This window comes from Patescibacteria group bacterium (assembly GCA_028716665.1).
Lineage (GTDB): Bacteria > Patescibacteriota > Patescibacteriia > UBA2591 > JAQUPP01 > JAQUPP01.
In genome coordinates this window covers 228,254-246,022 of sequence record JAQUPP010000001.1, presented here as the reverse complement: position 1 = coordinate 246,022, position 17,769 = coordinate 228,254, and the positions used below count along the sequence as shown (strand labels likewise).

Here is a 17,769-nt window from a genome sequence, read left to right as displayed (position 1 = left end):
TTTACTACACGGTGCTATTTACCATCCTGACTTACAGTTCTCATCAACTGCTTTTTGCGAGCTAGAGCCATTGTAGCTTCCAAGGGTTTGCCAAATAGTATTATATTGTAGCGTCCCTTTTGGAAAATAACAGTCACTTATTAAAATATTATTCATCTTTGCCTGAAAATGACAAGTTTCATTTTCTTTCCCTAAAATTGTTATCTCTATAAAATTTCCTGAGTCGTCTGTGTCCATCATTTTTTCGGTTACGGGCAAGCATTCATTCATTCTGTTTAAAAAACATGAAGGATATGCTGTTGTCTCACCACAATCAACAAATCCTTTAGGTGCTTGTGTTTCTTTTCGCACATCATTGTTACCCAAAAAGAAAAAAAGTCCGCCACCGATAATAATTAAAACTAAAACAGTAATAATGATGTATAAAACTTTATGGTTTTTACTTTTTAAAAAATTATTGTCGCTAAGTTTTTTAACTTTAGTTTCTTCTTCGATAGACTTTTCTTCAAGAGCTTCTTCAAGAGATGAAATATATTCATCCTTTTCTTGAATAGTAGTCTTTTGTTCATCTACAAGATCAGTAAGTCTTTTCTCTTCTTCACTACCCTTAAAATGATGTGCAGAGGAAGAAGAGTCAAAAGTTTCAGGGCTGTTATTATTAGTAATAAGTTTCTTTTCTTCTTTGTCCATATAAATAAAAATTAATTATTAATTATGTTAACTCAACTTTTATTTTTTTAAATTTTTTGGCGGGAATACATAAAGCCCGCCGCTAGCGATGACTTGCGTCACCCTACACCCTTTCGGATATAGACCTGTGATGGTGCTCTAACGACGAGCTCAATATCCATCACAGGTTTTATTGCCATGCCCACAGAAAATCCATGAGTTTAGGCAAATTAAATTGTTATTTTCATGATAACATAAAAATAACAAATGTCCAGAGGCGACAAAATTTTTATATATGATATTATATATCTATATAAACATTTTTGTTAAAGATTTAATATGGACTCAATAGAAGAATTTAGCGACAAAGGAAGATTTAAAAAATTCTTAAAAATCCTCCCCGAAGAAGGCATATATTGTTTACTTAATGAATTGTATAATAATGGATATTCTATTAATCCTCATAGTGAAATATTTTTTCAATATGCGGGATATTCAAAAACTATTCTATCAGAATATGGAGACCTTGGATTAAATAAAAATTATAAAGATTTTAACAAATCATTTGACTCTTTGTGGAAATTTATAGAGACACATTTTTCTGATAACGAACTTAAGTTTGAAGAGGGCCCTGTCGATATATACGAATTACACCCCAAAATGAGACATGCTGGAGGGGAAAAAGAGAAATTGTGGAATAAATATTATAAAGAATTAAAAAAATTGGTTATAGATTGCAGGGATAAATACAAAGAGTTTCTCAGAATGGCTAATGAAAAATTATTTTTAGACACCATTATTCAAGAGAATAAATCATCAAATGAAGGTAAGTTCCCTTATAAACTGCCAGCTGGAACAATATGGGAAAATTTCATTATTAAATTTGAAGATAAAGAGAATATTTTAATTCAAGTTAGACAATATAAAGAAAGGTTGAGCTATAAAACAATGGGGTTTGAAGACAAGAGGCAAACAAAACCAGATATACAATGGACATTTTTAAAGATTTTAGCAGATAATTATGGAGAAATAACCCCTCAAAATTCAGAAGCAAAGGATTCATATATAAAAGCTAAAGAAAAATTAGCAAAAAATCTTCAAGATTATTTTAAAATAGATTATGACCCATTTTTCCCATATAATCATTACAATCCCCTTAAAAAGAAAAAAGTAAATTCATATCAGATAAAAATTACATTAATTCCTCTCAAATCGGAAGATGTAGAAAAAAAAGATTCAAAAAATAGGAATGATAAAGATGATTTAGGTATAGAAGAATTTTATAAGGAACAAACGCCAAAAATACGCGATGACAATGAATAATTAATCACCTTAATAAGTTATAATAGTTGTCATTAAAACTCTCATAAATATGAGGGTTTTTTATTTTTGGGGTAAAGAGGGCGAATTTTCGCCATCTATCTATAGAGAGATAATTAATTCAAAATTTAAAATTATGAAACTATCAAAACAACAATTAATTTGTCGGATAGACGAGGATTTAGAAGTTTGGGCAGATGAACGTCAATATATTCTCCGAAAAAATCATAATCAAAACAATGATTGGTTTTATATAGACTTGGAGTCGGTTATTCGGGACATTTTTGACTTGAAAACAAAAGAACTTGCCATTCTTAGCGACGAGAAAACGTTAAGGTCTGTAGGGCAAGCTATCGCGCAAGCTAGAAATTATATACATGAGGTTATAAGACCAATGCTGGACGGCTATCAGTCGCAGGGAGCATCGACAGAGCGTGAGAGAGCGTGATAGACGCGATTTTAGGGTCGAATGTATCTTTATTAGTTAAAATTATATGCTTGATTTAGAAAAATGCCGAGAGATTATCGGCAAAGAAGCCAAAAATTTAACAGATCAACAAATAGAGAGTATAAGAGATAATCTTTATGCTCAAGCTTATATTATTTTTGATTTTTGGCAGAAAGATGAAATTAAGCATAATAAAAAAGGGGCGACATCGCTGTCGTCTTGACGATAGCTTGCAAGTCGCTATAATTAACAGTGGACACAATCAACAAGAATATTTTTTATTCAATACGACTTCGGTCGTTTTGATAAATAGGGGTTAACACCTGCTTTAATAATCTATTCTTGAAATAGATTGTGTCCAAGTAAGGGTTAACCCTTTATTATTTAAAAAATAAATTTATGAATGGAATAATTTATTGTCGTGTTTCATCAAAAGAACAGGTACAAGGGACCAGCCTTGATATGCAAGAAAAGGCTTGTCTTGAATATGCCAAAGATAAAGGAATTCAAGTTTTTAAAAAATTTATAGAAGAAGGAGAATCGGCTAAATTCAAGGAAAGAACTCAATTGCTTAAACTTTTAGAATTTTGTCAGGCGAATAAAGGCAAAGTAGATGCCCTTATTGTTTGGAAAGTTGACAGACTTGCCAGAAATGCTTCCGACCATTTTGGTATTAAAGTCTTATTAACTAAATATGGAGTAAGTATCCACTCTGTAACCGAACCTATTGGTGACGACCCTCAAGGGCATTTAATGGAAACTGTATTAGCTGGTTTTGCTCAGTTTGATAATGACATAAGAACAATAAGAACTATTGGCGGTATGCAAAAAAGAATTGAAGAAGGCATCTGGCCGTGGGTGCCTCCCACCGGATATAAGGCGAGTAGAGACAGAACAGAAAGAAAAATTGATATTCCTGATGAAAAAAGATTTAAATTAGTTAAAAAACTTTGGAAAGAATATTTAAAAGGCATCTATTCTATTACTGATATCGCCAAGATGGCAAACCAATGGAAGCTAACAACAAAAAAGGGTCATACAATGTATCCCCAAACAATAAAAAAAATGTTTAATAATAAATTTTATGCTGGAATACTGATTAATCCTTGGACCAAGGAAGAAATAGAAGGAAAACACCAGTCGATGGTAAATATGGAAGAATTTATGAAAGCGCAATTAATTATGCGGGGCAGATCCGTTAACTCAGGGTCAAGAAATGGACAAAATCCAGAATTTCCCTTAAGACATTTTGTCATTTGTGGTTATTGCGGAAAACCCCTAACGGCCAGTTGGTCTCGAGGAAGAAACAAAAGATACCCCTATTATCATTGTCATAATCGGGAATGTTCCCATTACGCTAAAGCTATTCATAAAGTCAAAATAGAAAAAGATTTTATAAAGTTTTTAAAAAAAATTACTCCCAAGGAAAATTATATAAAATTATTTAAACAAATTGTTCTTGATGTTTGGCAGGAAAAATATAAAGATTTAAATCAGGACAATTTATTATATAAAAAAGAGTTAGAAAAATTAGAGAAAGAAAAAGAAAAAATTATTGAGATGAAAAAGAAAGAATTATTCACCGACGAAGAATTTCTTAAAGAAAAAGAGAGTATAAACGAAAAAATAGCCGTGACTAGGCTATCTATGAACGAGTCCATTATTGAAGAGTTTGATATTAAATCAGCTCTTGATTATGCTCTAGAATTTATTAAGAATATTCCAAGATTGTGGTTCGATATGAATTTAGAACAGAAACAGCGATTTCAAAATCTTATATTTCCTCAAAGAGTGACATATAAAGCTGGGAAGTTTGGAACCGCCGAAATATCGCTTATCTATCAGCTGATTGAGCAATCTACGCATCAAAAAGTAGGTTTGGTACCGCTACGGGGAATCGAACCCCGGTTACCAGGATGAAAACCTGGTGTCCTAACCACTAGACGATAGCGGCATAATTTATTCATATTATCATAATTAAATAAATTTGTCAAAAGGAAAATTTGTGATAAGATAAAGTCATGATTATTTTAGGCATTGAAACATCTTGCGATGAAACAGCCGCCTCGGTTATTAAAACTTCGGGCGGTAAAATTGAAATTTTATCAAATATCATTTCTTCGCAAATACCGATTCATCGTAAATACGGCGGCATTATTCCGGAAATAGCGGCTCGGGCTCATATTGAAAATATATTGCCCGTTATTCAAAAATCATTGGAAATTCTGAAAAATAAAAAAATTGATTTAATCGCCGTTACTCAAGGACCGGGATTGGTAACTTCGCTTTTGGTCGGCATAGAAACCGCCAAGACTTTTTCTTATGCCAAAAAAATTCCTTTAATGGGTATTAATCATTTAAAAGGGCATATCTGCGCTAATTTCATTAATAACGAAAAAATTAAATTTCCGGCTCTTTGTCTGATTGTTTCCGGAGGACACACTGAATTGATTTTAATGTCCAGTCAAACAAAATACAAAAAAATCGGCCAAACGCGCGATGACGCGGCCGGAGAATGTTTTGACAAGATAGCCAAACTTCTTAATATCGGATATCCGGGGGGGCCGGCCATTGCCGCTAAAGCGGCAAAACCGCAAACTATAAACCAAAAACTACAAGTTAGTCTTCCTCGTCCGATGTTTAATTCGCCTGATTTTGATTTCAGTTTTTCCGGATTAAAAACAGCTGTTTTCTACCTGGTCCAAAAAAATAAAAATATTCTGACAAATGACAAAACAAAAAATGAATTCATTCAAGCCGTATGTGCCGAAGCGCAGCAATCAATTATTGATGTTTTAATCAAAAAAACTCTCAATGCCGGACAAAAATTCAAAGTAAAATCAATTGTTCTTTGCGGTGGTGTGGCATCAAACAACGAATTAAGAAAACAATTTGAAGAAAAAATTAAAAATCTGACAACAAAAATAGATTTCCATGTTCCCGAGAGAAAATTGTGCACTGATAACGCGGTTATGATTGCCACAGCGGCTTATTTACAGTATAAAAACATGCAATCAGGACAAATCAAAAAACTCACAAAAAATTTCCAAGCCATCAAAGTTAATCCTAACTTGGAAATTTAAAAAACAAGTATTATTTAAATACTTGTTTTTTTATTCCGCCTAAAAGGCGGTTTTTATTTACGAAAAATTAATAAGGGTTTCTCTTGCTCTACGTCGCTAATAAATTTCGTCCTTCTGACTTTTGATAAAACCTCTTAAATTTTCCAAAAAGATAAAGAAAATTTGCAAAGGCACTTCGATTAATAAATCAAAAACAAGAATAACAAAATTAAATTTAGATAAAACAGAAGCACCCCATTTACCGACCGCGATCAACGGCATGGCAAATAAGTCAATCAGAAAAGTGGAAATATTGCCTTTTTCTTTTTCCAAACTTAATTCCCGAGAACGATTATAAGCTTTTGTTCCGGTCGCAGCCACCAATGAAATAAAAAACAAGAAAATGACAATGCTGGCTATACTGAAGTCAAATGTTAATAATAATTTAGTCAAAACCCCAAATGTAACAAAAAACATTATTAGAGAAAAAATCTGAACAATAGCGAGACCAAGCCAAGATTTTTTGATCGGTAATTTTAAGGCATAATTTTTAGCCTTATCCCCATAAACCACGGCCTTACTTTCTTCTATAACCAATTTCAAATTTCCTCCCGAGGGCATTCTAATCGTTAAAACAATAATCAACATTAAAAGAGGCGGTACGACAATGCTGATCATGACATTAAGCCAAGAAAACTGATCAATTATATATTTGTCCAAAGGAATTTCTATACCGAACGCAATGGCAACTTTAGTGATAAAAAATGAAATAACACTTAGAAAAGCCAAACGGGTGAGCTTCCCTCTCTCCGTCTCATAACGCTTATTATAATTATTCTTAATCGCTTTTTCAAAAAGTTCAGATTTTTCAAAAGCAACATTCATTTCTTCATTATTTCGACTATTGGAAATAATATCACTGATTAAATAAAAAATGGTATTATATTGATTGCAAAGTTGGAAAAAAATCGGACCCAAAGGATTTTTAAGATGACGCTTGATTTCTTTTTTATAAAAGAATAATTTTTCAGCTATTTGGGGAAAAGTCTCGGGATTCAGTTCCATCCAACTGGGATTTAAAAATTTTAAAAGACGATAGTCGAGCTGGGAATCATCTACTCTTAGAAGTGCCCTCTGAATATTAATAAAAAGCTGGGTATTTTTTGTTTCATCTGGAATCTGTCCTCTCTGAATTACCAAACGTTCTTGTAAAATTTGATACATCAAAGCCGCCAAGTTATTATCTTTAAACGGCGGGTCCAATTTTTCTTCTATTTCGCAAGTTCCTATTTTGATAAGCCAATCTATAATTTCCCGGCGGTTTGACCTGGAGGACTCTTTGGCCTTATCCATTAAAAACACGTATTTATCAATAATTTTTTGAGTTTCTTTTATTTTTGTTTCCGGGATAGTATCGTTCGGCAAATGACCAACTCTAATAATATCTTGAATTAACAATTCGGCAAAATTTTGATTGTCTCCACGAACAAAAAGCCGACGTTTAAAAACTCTTTCAATTGCTCCTTTGCGCAAAAGGTGTTCTTCCCGATAAGCGACAACATTCCTTATTTTCTCATAAAAAGAGGCAATGGCGCTGGATATCTCGTCAACATGAATTTTAGGTATTGTTTCCGAAGGCGCTTTTTCGGCCAAAAAAGCCTGATATTTATCAAGAAATTCCCTGATTAATGGCGAAATTTCACTTGTACTTTTATCTGGTAAAGACATAAAATAGGTTAAATATTAGCTTATTTAGTATAGTTTAAGGCCTAAAAATGTCAACCCGCTTGAAAGAATATCAAGTTTGTGCTATATTATTGTAATGAAAAAGATTATCACCCATTCTGAGAAACAAACCCTTAATTTGGGCAAAAAAATAGCCAAAAAACTTGTTGGCGGCGAAGTTTTGGCTTTAAACGGAGAATTGGGCAGCGGCAAAACAGTTTTAATCAAGGGAATTGCCGCTGAGTTGGGTATTAAAAAACATATTACCAGTCCGACTTTTGTGGTGATGAAAATATATTCTGTTAAATCTTTAAAAATATGCCATATTGACGCTTACCGACTAAATTCCGGTCAAGATTTAATTAATATTGGAGTAAAAGATTGGTCGGCTAAACCGAATACTGTAACCGTTATTGAATGGGCCGAACGAGTTAAAAATATCTTGCCAAAAGATACAATAACCATTAAACTTAAATTGGGAAAAAAGAAAAACGAAAGAATAATAACCGTAAATAATAATTTGTAGATTTATGGAATCGGCTTACGAACCAAAAAAATACGAATCAAAAATTTATAAACTCTGGGAAGAGAGCGGTTTTTTTAATCCGGATAATTTACCTAACCAAGATGGAGAAGCCTACAGCATAATGATTGCTCCGCCAAACATCACCGGTTCTCTTCATATGGGTCATGCCTTGGAGAATACCATTTCCGATATTTTAATTCGCCATTACAGAATGAAAGGATTTAAAACTCTTTGGCTCCCGGGCACGGATCACGCCGGCATTGCCACTCAAAATGTAGTGGAGAAAGATTTAAAAAAACAAAATTTAACCCGCATTGATTTGGGCAAGGAAAAATTTTTGGAAAAAATTTGGGAATGGCGGGAAAAATACGGCGACATAATTTTAAATCAGCTTAAACAATTGGGTTGTTCATTGGATTGGAGCCGCACCCGTTTCACCATGGATGAAAATTATCAAGCAGCGGTCAAAAAAGCCTTTGAACATTATTTGGAAAAAGGCATGATTTACCAGGGCGAAAAAGTGATTAATTGGTGCATTAAAGATCAAACCGCGCTTTCTGATTTGGAATTGGAATACGTGGAAGAAAAAGGCAAACTTTGGCATATTAAATATCCGATTAAAGATTCAAATGATTTTATTGAAGTGGCCACCACCCGTCCGGAAACAATGCTCGGAGACACGGCCGTGGCCGTAAATCCGGCTGATTTGCGCTATAAAAAATTAATCGGCCAAACAGTAATCGTGCCGATTATAAATCGCGAAGTGCCGATTATCGCCGATCAAATGGTGGACAAAGATTTTGGCACCGGAGCGGTAAAAATTACGCCGGCTCACGACATGGCTGACAGTGACACTGGCGAACGCCATAATTTAAAATTTATCAAAGTAATCAATGAAATCGGAAAAATTATCAATGTTAATGATGAATTTAACGGCAAAAAAATTATTGAAGCGCGAGAGTTGGTAATCAGTAAATTGAAAGAACTGGGATTATTGGTTAAAGAAGAAGAGATAACTCATAATGTGGCCAAATGCTATCGCTGCGGTTCTACGGTGGAACCAATGCTTTCAAAACAATGGTTTTTAAAGACAAAACTTTTGGCTGAAAAAGTTTTAACAGCCATAGAAAAAAATGAAGTGGTTTACAAACCTGAACGATGGAAAAAAATCGCCGAAGAATGGCTGAAAAATATTCGCGATTGGTGCATTTCTCGCCAAATTTGGTGGGGGCACAATATTCCCATGGAAGGCAATTCAAACACTTTTGATACTTGGTTTTCTTCCGCTCTCTGGCCTTTCGCCACTTTGGGCTGGCCAAAACAAACTGAAGATTTAAAAAAATTTTATCCCTCAAATGTGATCACTTCAGCCAGAGATATTTTGCATCTTTGGATTACGCGCATGATTTTTTCCGGAATTGAATTTATGGGCGAAGTGCCGTTTAAAGAAGTTTATATCCACCCCACAATTCTCGCTTTGGACGGGAAACGAATGTCCAAATCATTGGGTACAGGCATTGATCCCTTGGTGCTGATTGAAAAATACGGCGCTGATGCGACTCGCTTCGGTTTGATTCTCCAAATAAATCATGATCAACAAGCGGTTCGTTTTGACGAGAGATCTTTAATTTCATCAAAAAATTTCATCAATAAACTCTGGAATATAAGTCGCTTTATTCAAATGAAATGCGAAGAAAATAAATCTGATTCCATTTCATCCTTAAAGCCTATAACATTGGCTGACCAATGGATTCTCTCGCGAATGAGTTCTCTTACGGATTCAATCACGAAAAAAATAGAAAAATACGAACTCGGCGAAGCGGCTAAAGAACTTTATGAATTTACTTGGCATGAGTTCGCTGATTGGTATTTGGAAATATCAAAATTCCAAAATGAAAATCCGGAAACGCAAAACAATACAGTCTTTATTCTAAAATCCGCCATTTTGAATTTACTGAAACTTCTCCATCCGTTTATCCCGTTTGTTACCGAGGAAATTTACGGCCAATTGACCGGCTTGAAACAAAATAATGATTTGCTGATAATCGCAAAATGGCCAGAGATTGACAAAGAACTTATCAACCCGGCCTCGGAAGAAGAATTTGAAAAAATAAAAAATCTGGTCATAAAAATCAGAAATTGGAGAATGGAACAGAAAATCACTTTTAAAGAAATCGTTGATTATAATCTTGAGTCAGAAGACAAAAAAACATCAACAAATCCGGAATTAAAAGATTTAATTGAGAAATTGACCAAGGTAACGCTAAAAAATTAATTTAGACTATTCTTAAAAAATTTAACTGATAAATTTAAAAAATGATAAAGCCTAAATTTCATCAATTCAATTGTCGCGAACAAAACAGAGTAGATCTTCGTCAGGCCCGGGCGGTTTTAAAATATAAACCGGATATTATTATTTTTGAGCAACCGGAAAAAGATGGGAACCCTGAAAGTATATTTAATAAGTATGACTGTAAAAACAAACCATTCAGGAAGGTCTCGATTATTAAAAAAAATTTGAAAGAAGTGTCGCGTGAATTTCGGTACGCGCTTTCGATGGTGAAAACATTTGAAAATATAGAGCGGCTGTGGCACGACGGCCATGATATTTTGCTTTATAATGTCGATGGTCCACAAGAATTACGTGCCGATTTTTTTGAAGTGTGGTATAATATGTATCCCTGCGCGACTAAAAATTGGTTATGGTGGGTCTATATTTACCTTCGGGAACGAATTATGGCAAACCATATTCATTTAATTCTTAAAAAATATAAAATTAAAAATAACCCCAAAATCCTTATTTTTATTCAATCTTTTCATTGGAAACACGTTAAATTTCTTTTAAGTAACCCTTCAAAAAAAGAAATTTGGAATTATTATTTTGGTAAATTTTCTGAAATTACACCCCCTACAATCGCCAAGAGAATAAGAAAAAATAATGAATTATTTTACAAATACTGGGAAAAATATTCTGATTTTTAAATTTTATTTTTGAGACTTTGATAAAAATTAAAACAAAAAAATCTCTGTTAAACAGAGATTTTTTTGTTTCCCCTGGGGTGGCTAAGAAAAATTTATTAGAACCTGTTTAAGGGAATTAAAGGAGTGTTTGAGAGGGGAAATGGGTCATTCCCAGTTTGTCGTTAATTGGTAAAACCCTACAAACCGTTCACAAGTGTTCACTACACAGGGTCAGATTTGCTTGATTTATTATTTTACTCTAAAAATTCCGTCTCACTATTTCTTAATTCTTAAGTTTTTCTTTGGTGGCAAATTTTTTCAAAGAGAAATATCAAACCCATCTGAATTATAAATCTTCATTGATTTTGGTAAATATAGCTTAAGGACATCTTTCAAAGTTGGATGATCAATCCCAAGTTTTTGCGAAAATGCTTGCTCTACATATTGGGACATAGATTTTTCCATTTGTGCAAAAATATCTTTTCTTTGTTTGTCTTTTTCAAAATAATCAATTTCTTGGTTCTCAAGTTCTTCTTTCTTTTCTATAAGTTTTTCCAATTCTGTGGTATCAGATCGGTATCCAGTTTCGGTTTCTAAATCGCTTATTATTTTTTTACAGCGTTTATCTGTATAATTGTAACCCATTTCGGCAAGATTTAAAGGTAAATCTGCAAGTGGTGCATCTAGTAAATCAGCAGGCACCATAACACCAGTTATATTTTTTCTTTCCACCTCATGCTTAATAAATGCCTCATCTAGATAGCCACTATCTTGCGAAGATCCTTTGGGTGCTTTAAATGCATGTTCGTCCGCAATAACAAAACTAATTCCACCCTTGATATAATTATTAAAACATCCGAAAGTAAATGAATTATTTATTGCCGGTGATTCCGCTACGGAAACACTATCGCTCAGGTTATAACCGCCAAAATTTCTTGTTAATTCTAACCCCTTCGCTTGAGCTGCCTGTTCTGACAAAATACCCTTTTCTAAAATAGAACGGAGTCTAGTTAGGTCAAAACCAACACCGTGAAAAACTAATGATTTATCATATAATATTTCGCCGTATCTTGGTTCCTCTTCTTTAGTTAGACCTTCTTTTTTTTCTGATTTATTAATTGTTGTTTTATTTGGATTAATTTCTAATGCTTCCTGAGATCTAAATGTTTCACCCATATATTTACCTTATTAAGATTGTTTAAGAAACAATCTTTTGATTGATTATTTATCTATAATTACTATAACAATAATTATGATTTTTTGTCAATACTTCTCTATTAAAAAAACGAGTCTAAACTCGTTTTTTTAATGGGGTGGCTAAGAAAAATTTATTAGAACCTGTTTAAAGGAGTGTTTAAGGGGGAAACAAGCTTTGTTGCTACTCTACAAACTATTCACAAGTGTTTATAGTGCTCACTAAATAGAGACGTCGCCATTGGGTGTGGGATAGAATTAAAAGCCGGCAAAATATCGGCTTTAAATTCTCTGATAAAAAATTAATTTTCAACGAATATTTAAACCTGCTTATTTCCTTCTGGAAGCTTTAATTCAATTCCTTCTTTTTTAGCCAGTGCTTCTATTTTTTTAGCATTATTAAAATCCTCTACGCTTAAGAGATTTTCATGTATTTTTTGTAGGGTTTCTTTAGTATCCAATTTAAATCCTTTTTGCGAAGCAGACTCTATTGTACTAGAAATATGATTGATATAATATTCTAACCTATCTTGTAATGCTTCTTTTAAGAGGTTTTTTTTCAGAGTTTCTCCTTGCTTTATTAGGGGAAAAATCTCAAAGATTTCTAGCATATCATCTTCAAACATGCTATCTAATTCTTTTTGAAGACGTTCTTTTTTAAAAACATCTTCTAAGGATTCTTTAAGAAATTTTAATTTTTCCTGGCACTTTGGATTTATGTCTCTTCTTAATTCCAGACCCTTCATTTGAGTTTCAATGCTGAGAATAAAATATTCAAATAATTTCTTTTCGTATTCAGAGGTAGAATTAAATTCAAAATTTTTAATTCCTTCTTCTAGTTGTTTCTCGGGGAGGGCAAGGTAAAAAAGAGGAATATTATCAATGGCTTTTGGCTGTATTTTTCCATTTTCATCCATAGAAAAACCGTATTTTAGAGAAGCGCCATTCTTATTTCTTTCCATTATTTTTTCCACCTTTTCTTTATAACGGCGATCAGTAACATCTCCGACTGCATCAAAGAGCCCAAAAATCTCTTCCTCGTTGGTTCCTTTCTTTATAATAACATTATCAACTTTTCTATCCACGTCATCTATCTCAGATGATCGGACAACAATAAATTTATCTTTAAGAAATTTATGAAAAATCGCAGTTGTTAACATTTCCAGTTTTTCACCGGTTGTTTGATTTTTCTGTTCTTCAAGATTCCATTTTGATTTATAAAAATTTATTCTCTCCGTATCATTTTTTATTTCTTCTTCAGAATAAATTTCTTTAAAACTATTCTCGTCAATCTTGCAATTATCATTAACTGGAATTCCTTCCGCTCTCAAATTTTCGGCTATTGTTTTAAGAAATTTTTCCATTTCTTTGACTTTCTCTGTTTCAACATCTTTCTCTTCTTGCCTTTCCATTCTGTCTAAATTTTGATCTCTCATAATTTTAATAAAATAATTAATAATCACTAATAGCGAAATCTACCTGAACGAAGTCGCGGAAAAGCTTTAAAAAATTAAAGAATTTTGTAGAAAAATTCATCTGTTTGACGATCCCACTATAGTCGGGAGAGGAGTTGTGAATTTTTCGTTAAGCAAAATGGTTATAATTTTTAAAGTTTTGGAGCGTTGAGTGAGGGTAAATTTCGCGGAATTTTATTCAATAACCCTGAACACTTCTTCAACAGAAGTGATGCCATCCAAGGCCTTTAATAAACCGTCTTGAACCATAGTAACCATTCCTTGTTTTTGAGCCAATTCTTTTATTTTATATTCAGAAATTTCTCCTTTTGAAATACTTTCTTCAATCGCCGGATTCATGGTAAAAATTTCATAAATGCCGAGTCGGCCGAAATATCCCAATCCTTGGCACTCCGGACATCCTTTGCTTTGATAAAATTTGGGAGTCCATGGCTGATTTATATCTTCTGGAAAATTAATTTTCTTTTTTTCTTCTTGAGGCAGTTCTGATAAAATCTTTTTCACTCTTTCCAAGACCGTTGGTTCCAAAGTTATTTCTTCTCTGCATTTTTGACAAATTTTTCTGACCAATCGCTGTCCGATAATGGCGTTAATGGCCGGAGTTAAAAGATACGGTTTGACTCCCAAAGCGAAAAATCTGGGAATGGCGCCAGCCGCGTCATTGGTATGCAAGGTGGAAATAACCAGATGCCCGGTTAAAGCCGCTTGAATGGCGATTTCCGCTGTTTCCAGGTCCCTAATTTCGCCTACCATAACCACATCAGGATCTTGGCGCAGAATTGAGCGCAAACCTTTGGCAAAGGTATAATCTTTTGTTATGTCAATTTGACTCTGATTTATGCCTTTTAAATGATATTCAACCGGATCTTCCAAAGTGATTATTTTTGTTCCCGGATTATTTAATTTATTTAAAACAGCGTAAAGAGTGGTGGTTTTACCGGAACCGGTCGGACCGGTGGTGACAATCATTCCATTTGGTCTTTCCACTTCTTTTTTTAAAAGTTCAAAAGCGGAATCTCTTAATCCCAAATTTTCAAAACTCAATTCCGCGACTGATGAACGCAACAATCTCATTACCACGCTTTCTCCATAGGCCGTGGGCAAACAAGAAACGCGGACATCAACTTTATCTTTAACCAAATCAATTGTAAATCTCCCATCTTGCGGCTGGTCAGTGATATTGATTTTTAAACTGGAAAGAAGTTTGATGCGGGAAATAATTTTTTCCCATAATTTTTTATCAATTTCCGCCGCGTCAATCAAGACGCCGTCAATTCTGAATCTTATTTTTACATCATGTTCTTCCGCCTCAATGTGAATATCGGAAGCGCGAGAAGAAATGGCCGAAGCCACCACTAAGGTGACCAGCTCGGAAATATTCACTTTTTGAATTTCGTGATTCAAATCTTTAACGGTTTTAATTTTTGATTTAAAATTTTCTATATCTTCGGCGGTTATTTTAACGCCCTTGATGGAAGGAGTAATTTTTGGCAAAGTACTGTAAAGTTTATAAGCCAGATTAAAACTGTTTTCCGAAACTAAAAAGAGCTCTGTTTTTAAATCAAAAGCTCCTTCTATTTTTTCCCTGAATTTGGCCAAATTTTCATCTTCCGCTTGATATGAAGCTATCTTCGCTTCTCTGTCGGTTCGATAAAAACAAATAATTTTGTAGTTCATCGCATCCTGAGAAGAAATCAAACTTATCGCTTCGGGCGAAATTGGAAATCCGGTTAAATTAATATAAGGCACGCCGGATTGATATGCTTTTTGAGAAGCCTCTTCCTCTTTTTCTTTTATTCTGATTTCTGATAACTTATCTTTAAGTTTTTCTTCTTCATTTTCTTCCGCCACCTGAGGTTTTTTTGAACTTGTTTGTTGATTTAATAAATCATCTAAGTTAAACATATTAATTACAGTTTAACATTGTTTTCCAAACCTGACAATACTAAAATTTAATCCGCCCAAAAGGCGGATTAAATTTCTAACTATAATTTTCAACAAAGCTTTTTAGTTATAAAGTCTTTGTTTGATTAAATCTATTTCTTGTTTGACTCTTCCGCCTTCAGCAACGCTTTGTTTGATTTTGCTGTATGCGTGCATGGCTGTGGTATGATCGCGATTACCCAATGCCTTGCCGATTAAAGGAAAAGACGCATCTATTTCTTCTCTCATTAAGAACATTGAAATTTGGCGAGGAACAACCAACTCTCTTTTGCGGGAATCGCCGGTTACTTCATCAACTCTGATTCCGTAAAAATTGGCCACTGCTTCAATAATTTGCTTGGGTTGGAGAAAACTCTTTTTGGGCTGAGTGGTTAAGCTGACTAAAATATTTTTAACCGTCGGCAAATCCAATTCTATTTTATGAAGCTCATGATAAGCCATGATTTTATTCAAAGCTCCTTCAAGTTCACGAATATTGCTTTGAATTTGAGCCGCCAAATATTGAAGGACGTCTTCGCTTAAGCCATATTTTTTTTCTTGGCATTTTGCTTTTAAAATGGCAAGTCTTGTTTCCAAGTCCGGCGGGTTAATATCGGCAATCAATCCCCATTCCAAGCGGGAAGTTAATCTGTCTTCCAAGGCCGGGATGGCTTTGGGAGGCCGATCGGAAGTTATGACAATTTGACGGCCGTCTTGATACAAAGTATTGAAAGTATGAAAAAATTCTTCTTGAGTTCTTTCCTTGCCGGCCATAAATTGAAAATCATCTATCAAGAGAATATCCAAATTGCGATAATTTTTTCTGAACTTATCCATTGATCCGTTTCCCACCGCCTGAATAAATTCATTGGTGAATTTTTCGGCATTGGTGTAAAGAAATTTCACTTTGGGATTTTTTTTCAAAATAACATGACCGATGGCTTGCAAAAGATGAGTCTTGCCCAAACCGACTCCGCCGTAAATAAAAAGCGGATTGTATTTTTTGCCCGGTTGGCCTGCTGCCGCCAAACTGGCCGCGTTCGCCAATTCATTTCCTGAACCGACAATGAAAGTTTCAAAAGTATATTTTGGATTTAATCCATGGCTGTTTGTTTCATTTTTTGTTTCCGATTCTTTTTGAGTGCTGATTTCTTTCAGTTCTTCCAATTCTATCGCCAATGGCTGACTGGGTTTTATTGATTGAGATGTTTCCACCCGATAAATAACTTTTTTCACTTTATCATCCGTGGCTCCTTGAAGAGATTTTAAAATATCGCGATGATATTTTCTTTCCAGCCAAGTTTGAGTAAAAGTATTCGGAACGCTGACAATTACCGTTTCTCCATTATCTTCTATTTGAGAAATGCGGGTGTTCTGAAGCCAAGTTTTAAAATTGGCTTTTGAAATTGACAATTCCAAATCACCCAATACTATTTGCCAAAGTTGATTTTTATCTAATGTTTCCATTTGTTTTAAAAAAAATAATTTAATTTAAATCTTATGTATTATTATAATATAGCTGTCTATATATCGTAAGTTTATAACCTGCGGAAAACCTGTTAATAACTTTTTAATTTTAGAAAAAAATAAATTCCCCCGACACTTTGTGTTGGGGGAATAATTAATTTCCAAGTTTCCAAATACCGAGAACCGAGTTTCCTAACTCCCGCAAGAAGCCGAACCATAGCGAGAGTAAGAATAGAAGGAATAGCGGGAATCCAGCTCAGGCCTGCCGACATCGAGGTCGAGGCAAGGCACGAAGCCGGAGTCATAGCGAGAGCCGGGAAGATCTATAAAGTGATCTTCCAAAACATACGGATTCTGAATCAACAGGAAACAACCCTCTCTTGCAGTAAGCCCTCTGCGTCCTTGTTTTTTAAATATCTCAACGCATTGATCAGGGCTCTTGCCTAACATCTTTTTTCCGTTTTCAACTTCATAGATCCAATAGAATGCCAATTTTCGTAGTATAACCACATCTTCAAGTTCAGCGAGACTAAGACGGTTTATACCATTGGCGCATTTCATTCCTTTTTCACAATCAAGTATGTCAATAATCAGTAACGCATTGGGGCGGTTCTCAGGGAGAGGAACTCTATTTCTGAATTCTTCTTCACTCATATTAAGCGCCTTATGAACATTACATTCAAGTAAACGCTTTATTTGAGTTTCCCTGACTTTAACTTCTGAGGATGCCTGTGATACCAATACTCCTTTGCTACCACTGAGAGCGACCAAATCAACTATCTCCTTCCCCAGTTTATTGCCCTTTGAATCAATAATTTTCTGGGCAAGCTTACCATCAAGACCCGCAGCTTCGAGTTTATTTAAAATCTCATTGCCTTGGCCTCGTGACATTTTTTGGTTCACGATGTTTTTCATCGCACACCTCCTATTTTTAAAAGTGCTATTATCCCCAAACCAATTGTTTGGTTGTTATTAAAATATCATATTTTTTGAAAAATG

The 17,769-nt window shown here is 34.2% G+C and carries 14 protein-coding genes and 1 tRNA gene; 7 read left to right on the top strand and 8 right to left on the bottom strand.

Annotated elements, in window-relative coordinates; all coding sequences use genetic code 11:
* Positions 1–18: 18 nt before the first annotated feature.
* A complete protein-coding gene (locus tag PHF10_01260; GenBank protein ID MDD5534363.1) occupies positions 19–690 on the bottom strand; it encodes a hypothetical protein in 672 nt (223 codons plus the stop codon).
* Positions 691–1,008: 318 nt separating this feature from the next.
* On the opposite strand from PHF10_01260, the gene PHF10_01255 reads away from it, so the two are divergent.
* From PHF10_01255 to PHF10_01245, 3 genes are all read left to right on the top strand, one after another.
* Complete coding sequence (locus PHF10_01255) at positions 1,009–1,992, top strand: hypothetical protein (protein ID MDD5534362.1); 984 nt, start codon at positions 1,009–1,011, stop codon at positions 1,990–1,992.
* 133 nt (positions 1,993–2,125) lie between these two features.
* Complete coding sequence (locus PHF10_01250) at positions 2,126–2,437, top strand: hypothetical protein (GenBank protein MDD5534361.1); 312 nt, start codon at positions 2,126–2,128, stop codon at positions 2,435–2,437.
* A gap of 46 nt (positions 2,438–2,483) precedes the next feature.
* Positions 2,484–2,660, top strand: a complete 177-nt coding sequence (locus PHF10_01245) for a hypothetical protein (protein ID MDD5534360.1) — start codon at positions 2,484–2,486, stop codon at positions 2,658–2,660.
* Positions 2,661–4,316: 1,656 nt separating this feature from the next.
* Here the strand turns inward: PHF10_01245 and PHF10_01240 are convergent.
* Positions 4,317–4,391: transfer RNA gene (locus PHF10_01240), tRNA-Glu, on the bottom strand.
* A 67-nt stretch (positions 4,392–4,458) separates the two neighbouring features.
* Here PHF10_01240 and tsaD point away from each other — a divergent pair.
* On the top strand, positions 4,459–5,520 hold the full coding sequence (gene tsaD / locus PHF10_01235; GenBank protein ID MDD5534359.1) for a tRNA (adenosine(37)-N6)-threonylcarbamoyltransferase complex transferase subunit TsaD: 1,062 nt from the start codon (positions 4,459–4,461) through the stop codon (positions 5,518–5,520).
* Between the two features lie 96 nt (positions 5,521–5,616).
* Here the strand turns inward: tsaD and PHF10_01230 are convergent, their stop codons facing one another.
* A complete protein-coding gene (locus PHF10_01230) occupies positions 5,617–7,227 on the bottom strand; it encodes a hypothetical protein (GenBank protein ID MDD5534358.1) in 1,611 nt (536 codons plus the stop codon).
* Positions 7,228–7,321: 94 nt separating this feature from the next.
* On the opposite strand from PHF10_01230, the gene tsaE reads away from it, so the two are divergent.
* From tsaE to PHF10_01215, 3 genes are read left to right on the top strand one after another with little or no spacing between them, the layout of a single operon-like run.
* On the top strand, positions 7,322–7,750 hold the full coding sequence (gene tsaE / locus PHF10_01225; protein MDD5534357.1) for a tRNA (adenosine(37)-N6)-threonylcarbamoyltransferase complex ATPase subunit type 1 TsaE: 429 nt from the start codon (positions 7,322–7,324) through the stop codon (positions 7,748–7,750).
* Positions 7,751–7,754: 4 nt separating this feature from the next.
* On the top strand, positions 7,755–10,025 hold the full coding sequence (locus PHF10_01220) for a valine--tRNA ligase (protein ID MDD5534356.1): 2,271 nt from the start codon (positions 7,755–7,757) through the stop codon (positions 10,023–10,025).
* Positions 10,026–10,066: 41 nt separating this feature from the next.
* Positions 10,067–10,732: a hypothetical protein gene (locus tag PHF10_01215; GenBank protein MDD5534355.1), complete on the top strand. Its 666-nt coding sequence runs from the start codon at positions 10,067–10,069 to the stop codon at positions 10,730–10,732.
* Between the two features lie 297 nt (positions 10,733–11,029).
* On the opposite strand, the gene PHF10_01210 is transcribed toward PHF10_01215, so the two are convergent.
* From PHF10_01210 to PHF10_01190, 5 genes are all read right to left on the bottom strand, one after another.
* The gene (locus tag PHF10_01210) at positions 11,030–11,887 is read right to left on the bottom strand and encodes a hypothetical protein (protein MDD5534354.1); all 858 of its coding nucleotides are present in this window, start codon (positions 11,885–11,887) and stop codon (positions 11,030–11,032) included.
* Positions 11,888–12,225: 338 nt separating this feature from the next.
* The gene (locus PHF10_01205; protein MDD5534353.1) at positions 12,226–13,341 is read right to left on the bottom strand and encodes a hypothetical protein; all 1,116 of its coding nucleotides are present in this window, start codon (positions 13,339–13,341) and stop codon (positions 12,226–12,228) included.
* 213 nt (positions 13,342–13,554) lie between these two features.
* On the bottom strand, positions 13,555–15,285 hold the full coding sequence (locus PHF10_01200) for a GspE/PulE family protein (GenBank protein MDD5534352.1): 1,731 nt from the start codon (positions 15,283–15,285) through the stop codon (positions 13,555–13,557).
* Positions 15,286–15,387: 102 nt separating this feature from the next.
* Positions 15,388–16,770, bottom strand: coding sequence for a chromosomal replication initiator protein DnaA (gene dnaA, locus PHF10_01195; protein MDD5534351.1), 1,383 nt, complete (start codon positions 16,768–16,770; stop codon positions 15,388–15,390).
* 192 nt (positions 16,771–16,962) lie between these two features.
* A complete protein-coding gene (locus PHF10_01190) occupies positions 16,963–17,685 on the bottom strand; it encodes a DUF5701 family protein (protein MDD5534350.1) in 723 nt (240 codons plus the stop codon).
* Between the last annotated feature and the right edge of the window lie 84 nt (positions 17,686–17,769).

Coding starts and splice junctions, on each gene's coding strand:
- PHF10_01215 (MDD5534355.1), top strand. CDS start 10,067: ATGATAAAGCCTAAATTTCATCAATTCAATTGTCGCGAACAAAACAGA.
- PHF10_01260 (MDD5534363.1), bottom strand. CDS start 690: ATGGACAAAGAAGAAAAGAAACTTATTACTAATAATAACAGCCCTGAA.
- dnaA (MDD5534351.1), bottom strand. CDS start 16,770: ATGGAAACATTAGATAAAAATCAACTTTGGCAAATAGTATTGGGTGAT.
- PHF10_01255 (MDD5534362.1), top strand. CDS start 1,009: ATGGACTCAATAGAAGAATTTAGCGACAAAGGAAGATTTAAAAAATTC.
- PHF10_01210 (MDD5534354.1), bottom strand. CDS start 11,887: ATGGGTGAAACATTTAGATCTCAGGAAGCATTAGAAATTAATCCAAAT.
- PHF10_01245 (MDD5534360.1), top strand. CDS start 2,484: ATGCTTGATTTAGAAAAATGCCGAGAGATTATCGGCAAAGAAGCCAAA.
- PHF10_01190 (MDD5534350.1), bottom strand. CDS start 17,685: ATGAAAAACATCGTGAACCAAAAAATGTCACGAGGCCAAGGCAATGAG.
- PHF10_01205 (MDD5534353.1), bottom strand. CDS start 13,341: ATGAGAGATCAAAATTTAGACAGAATGGAAAGGCAAGAAGAGAAAGAT.
- PHF10_01230 (MDD5534358.1), bottom strand. CDS start 7,227: ATGTCTTTACCAGATAAAAGTACAAGTGAAATTTCGCCATTAATCAGG.
- PHF10_01250 (MDD5534361.1), top strand. CDS start 2,126: ATGAAACTATCAAAACAACAATTAATTTGTCGGATAGACGAGGATTTA.
- tsaE (MDD5534357.1), top strand. CDS start 7,322: ATGAAAAAGATTATCACCCATTCTGAGAAACAAACCCTTAATTTGGGC.
- PHF10_01220 (MDD5534356.1), top strand. CDS start 7,755: ATGGAATCGGCTTACGAACCAAAAAAATACGAATCAAAAATTTATAAA.
- PHF10_01200 (MDD5534352.1), bottom strand. CDS start 15,285: ATGTTTAACTTAGATGATTTATTAAATCAACAAACAAGTTCAAAAAAA.
- tsaD (MDD5534359.1), top strand. CDS start 4,459: ATGATTATTTTAGGCATTGAAACATCTTGCGATGAAACAGCCGCCTCG.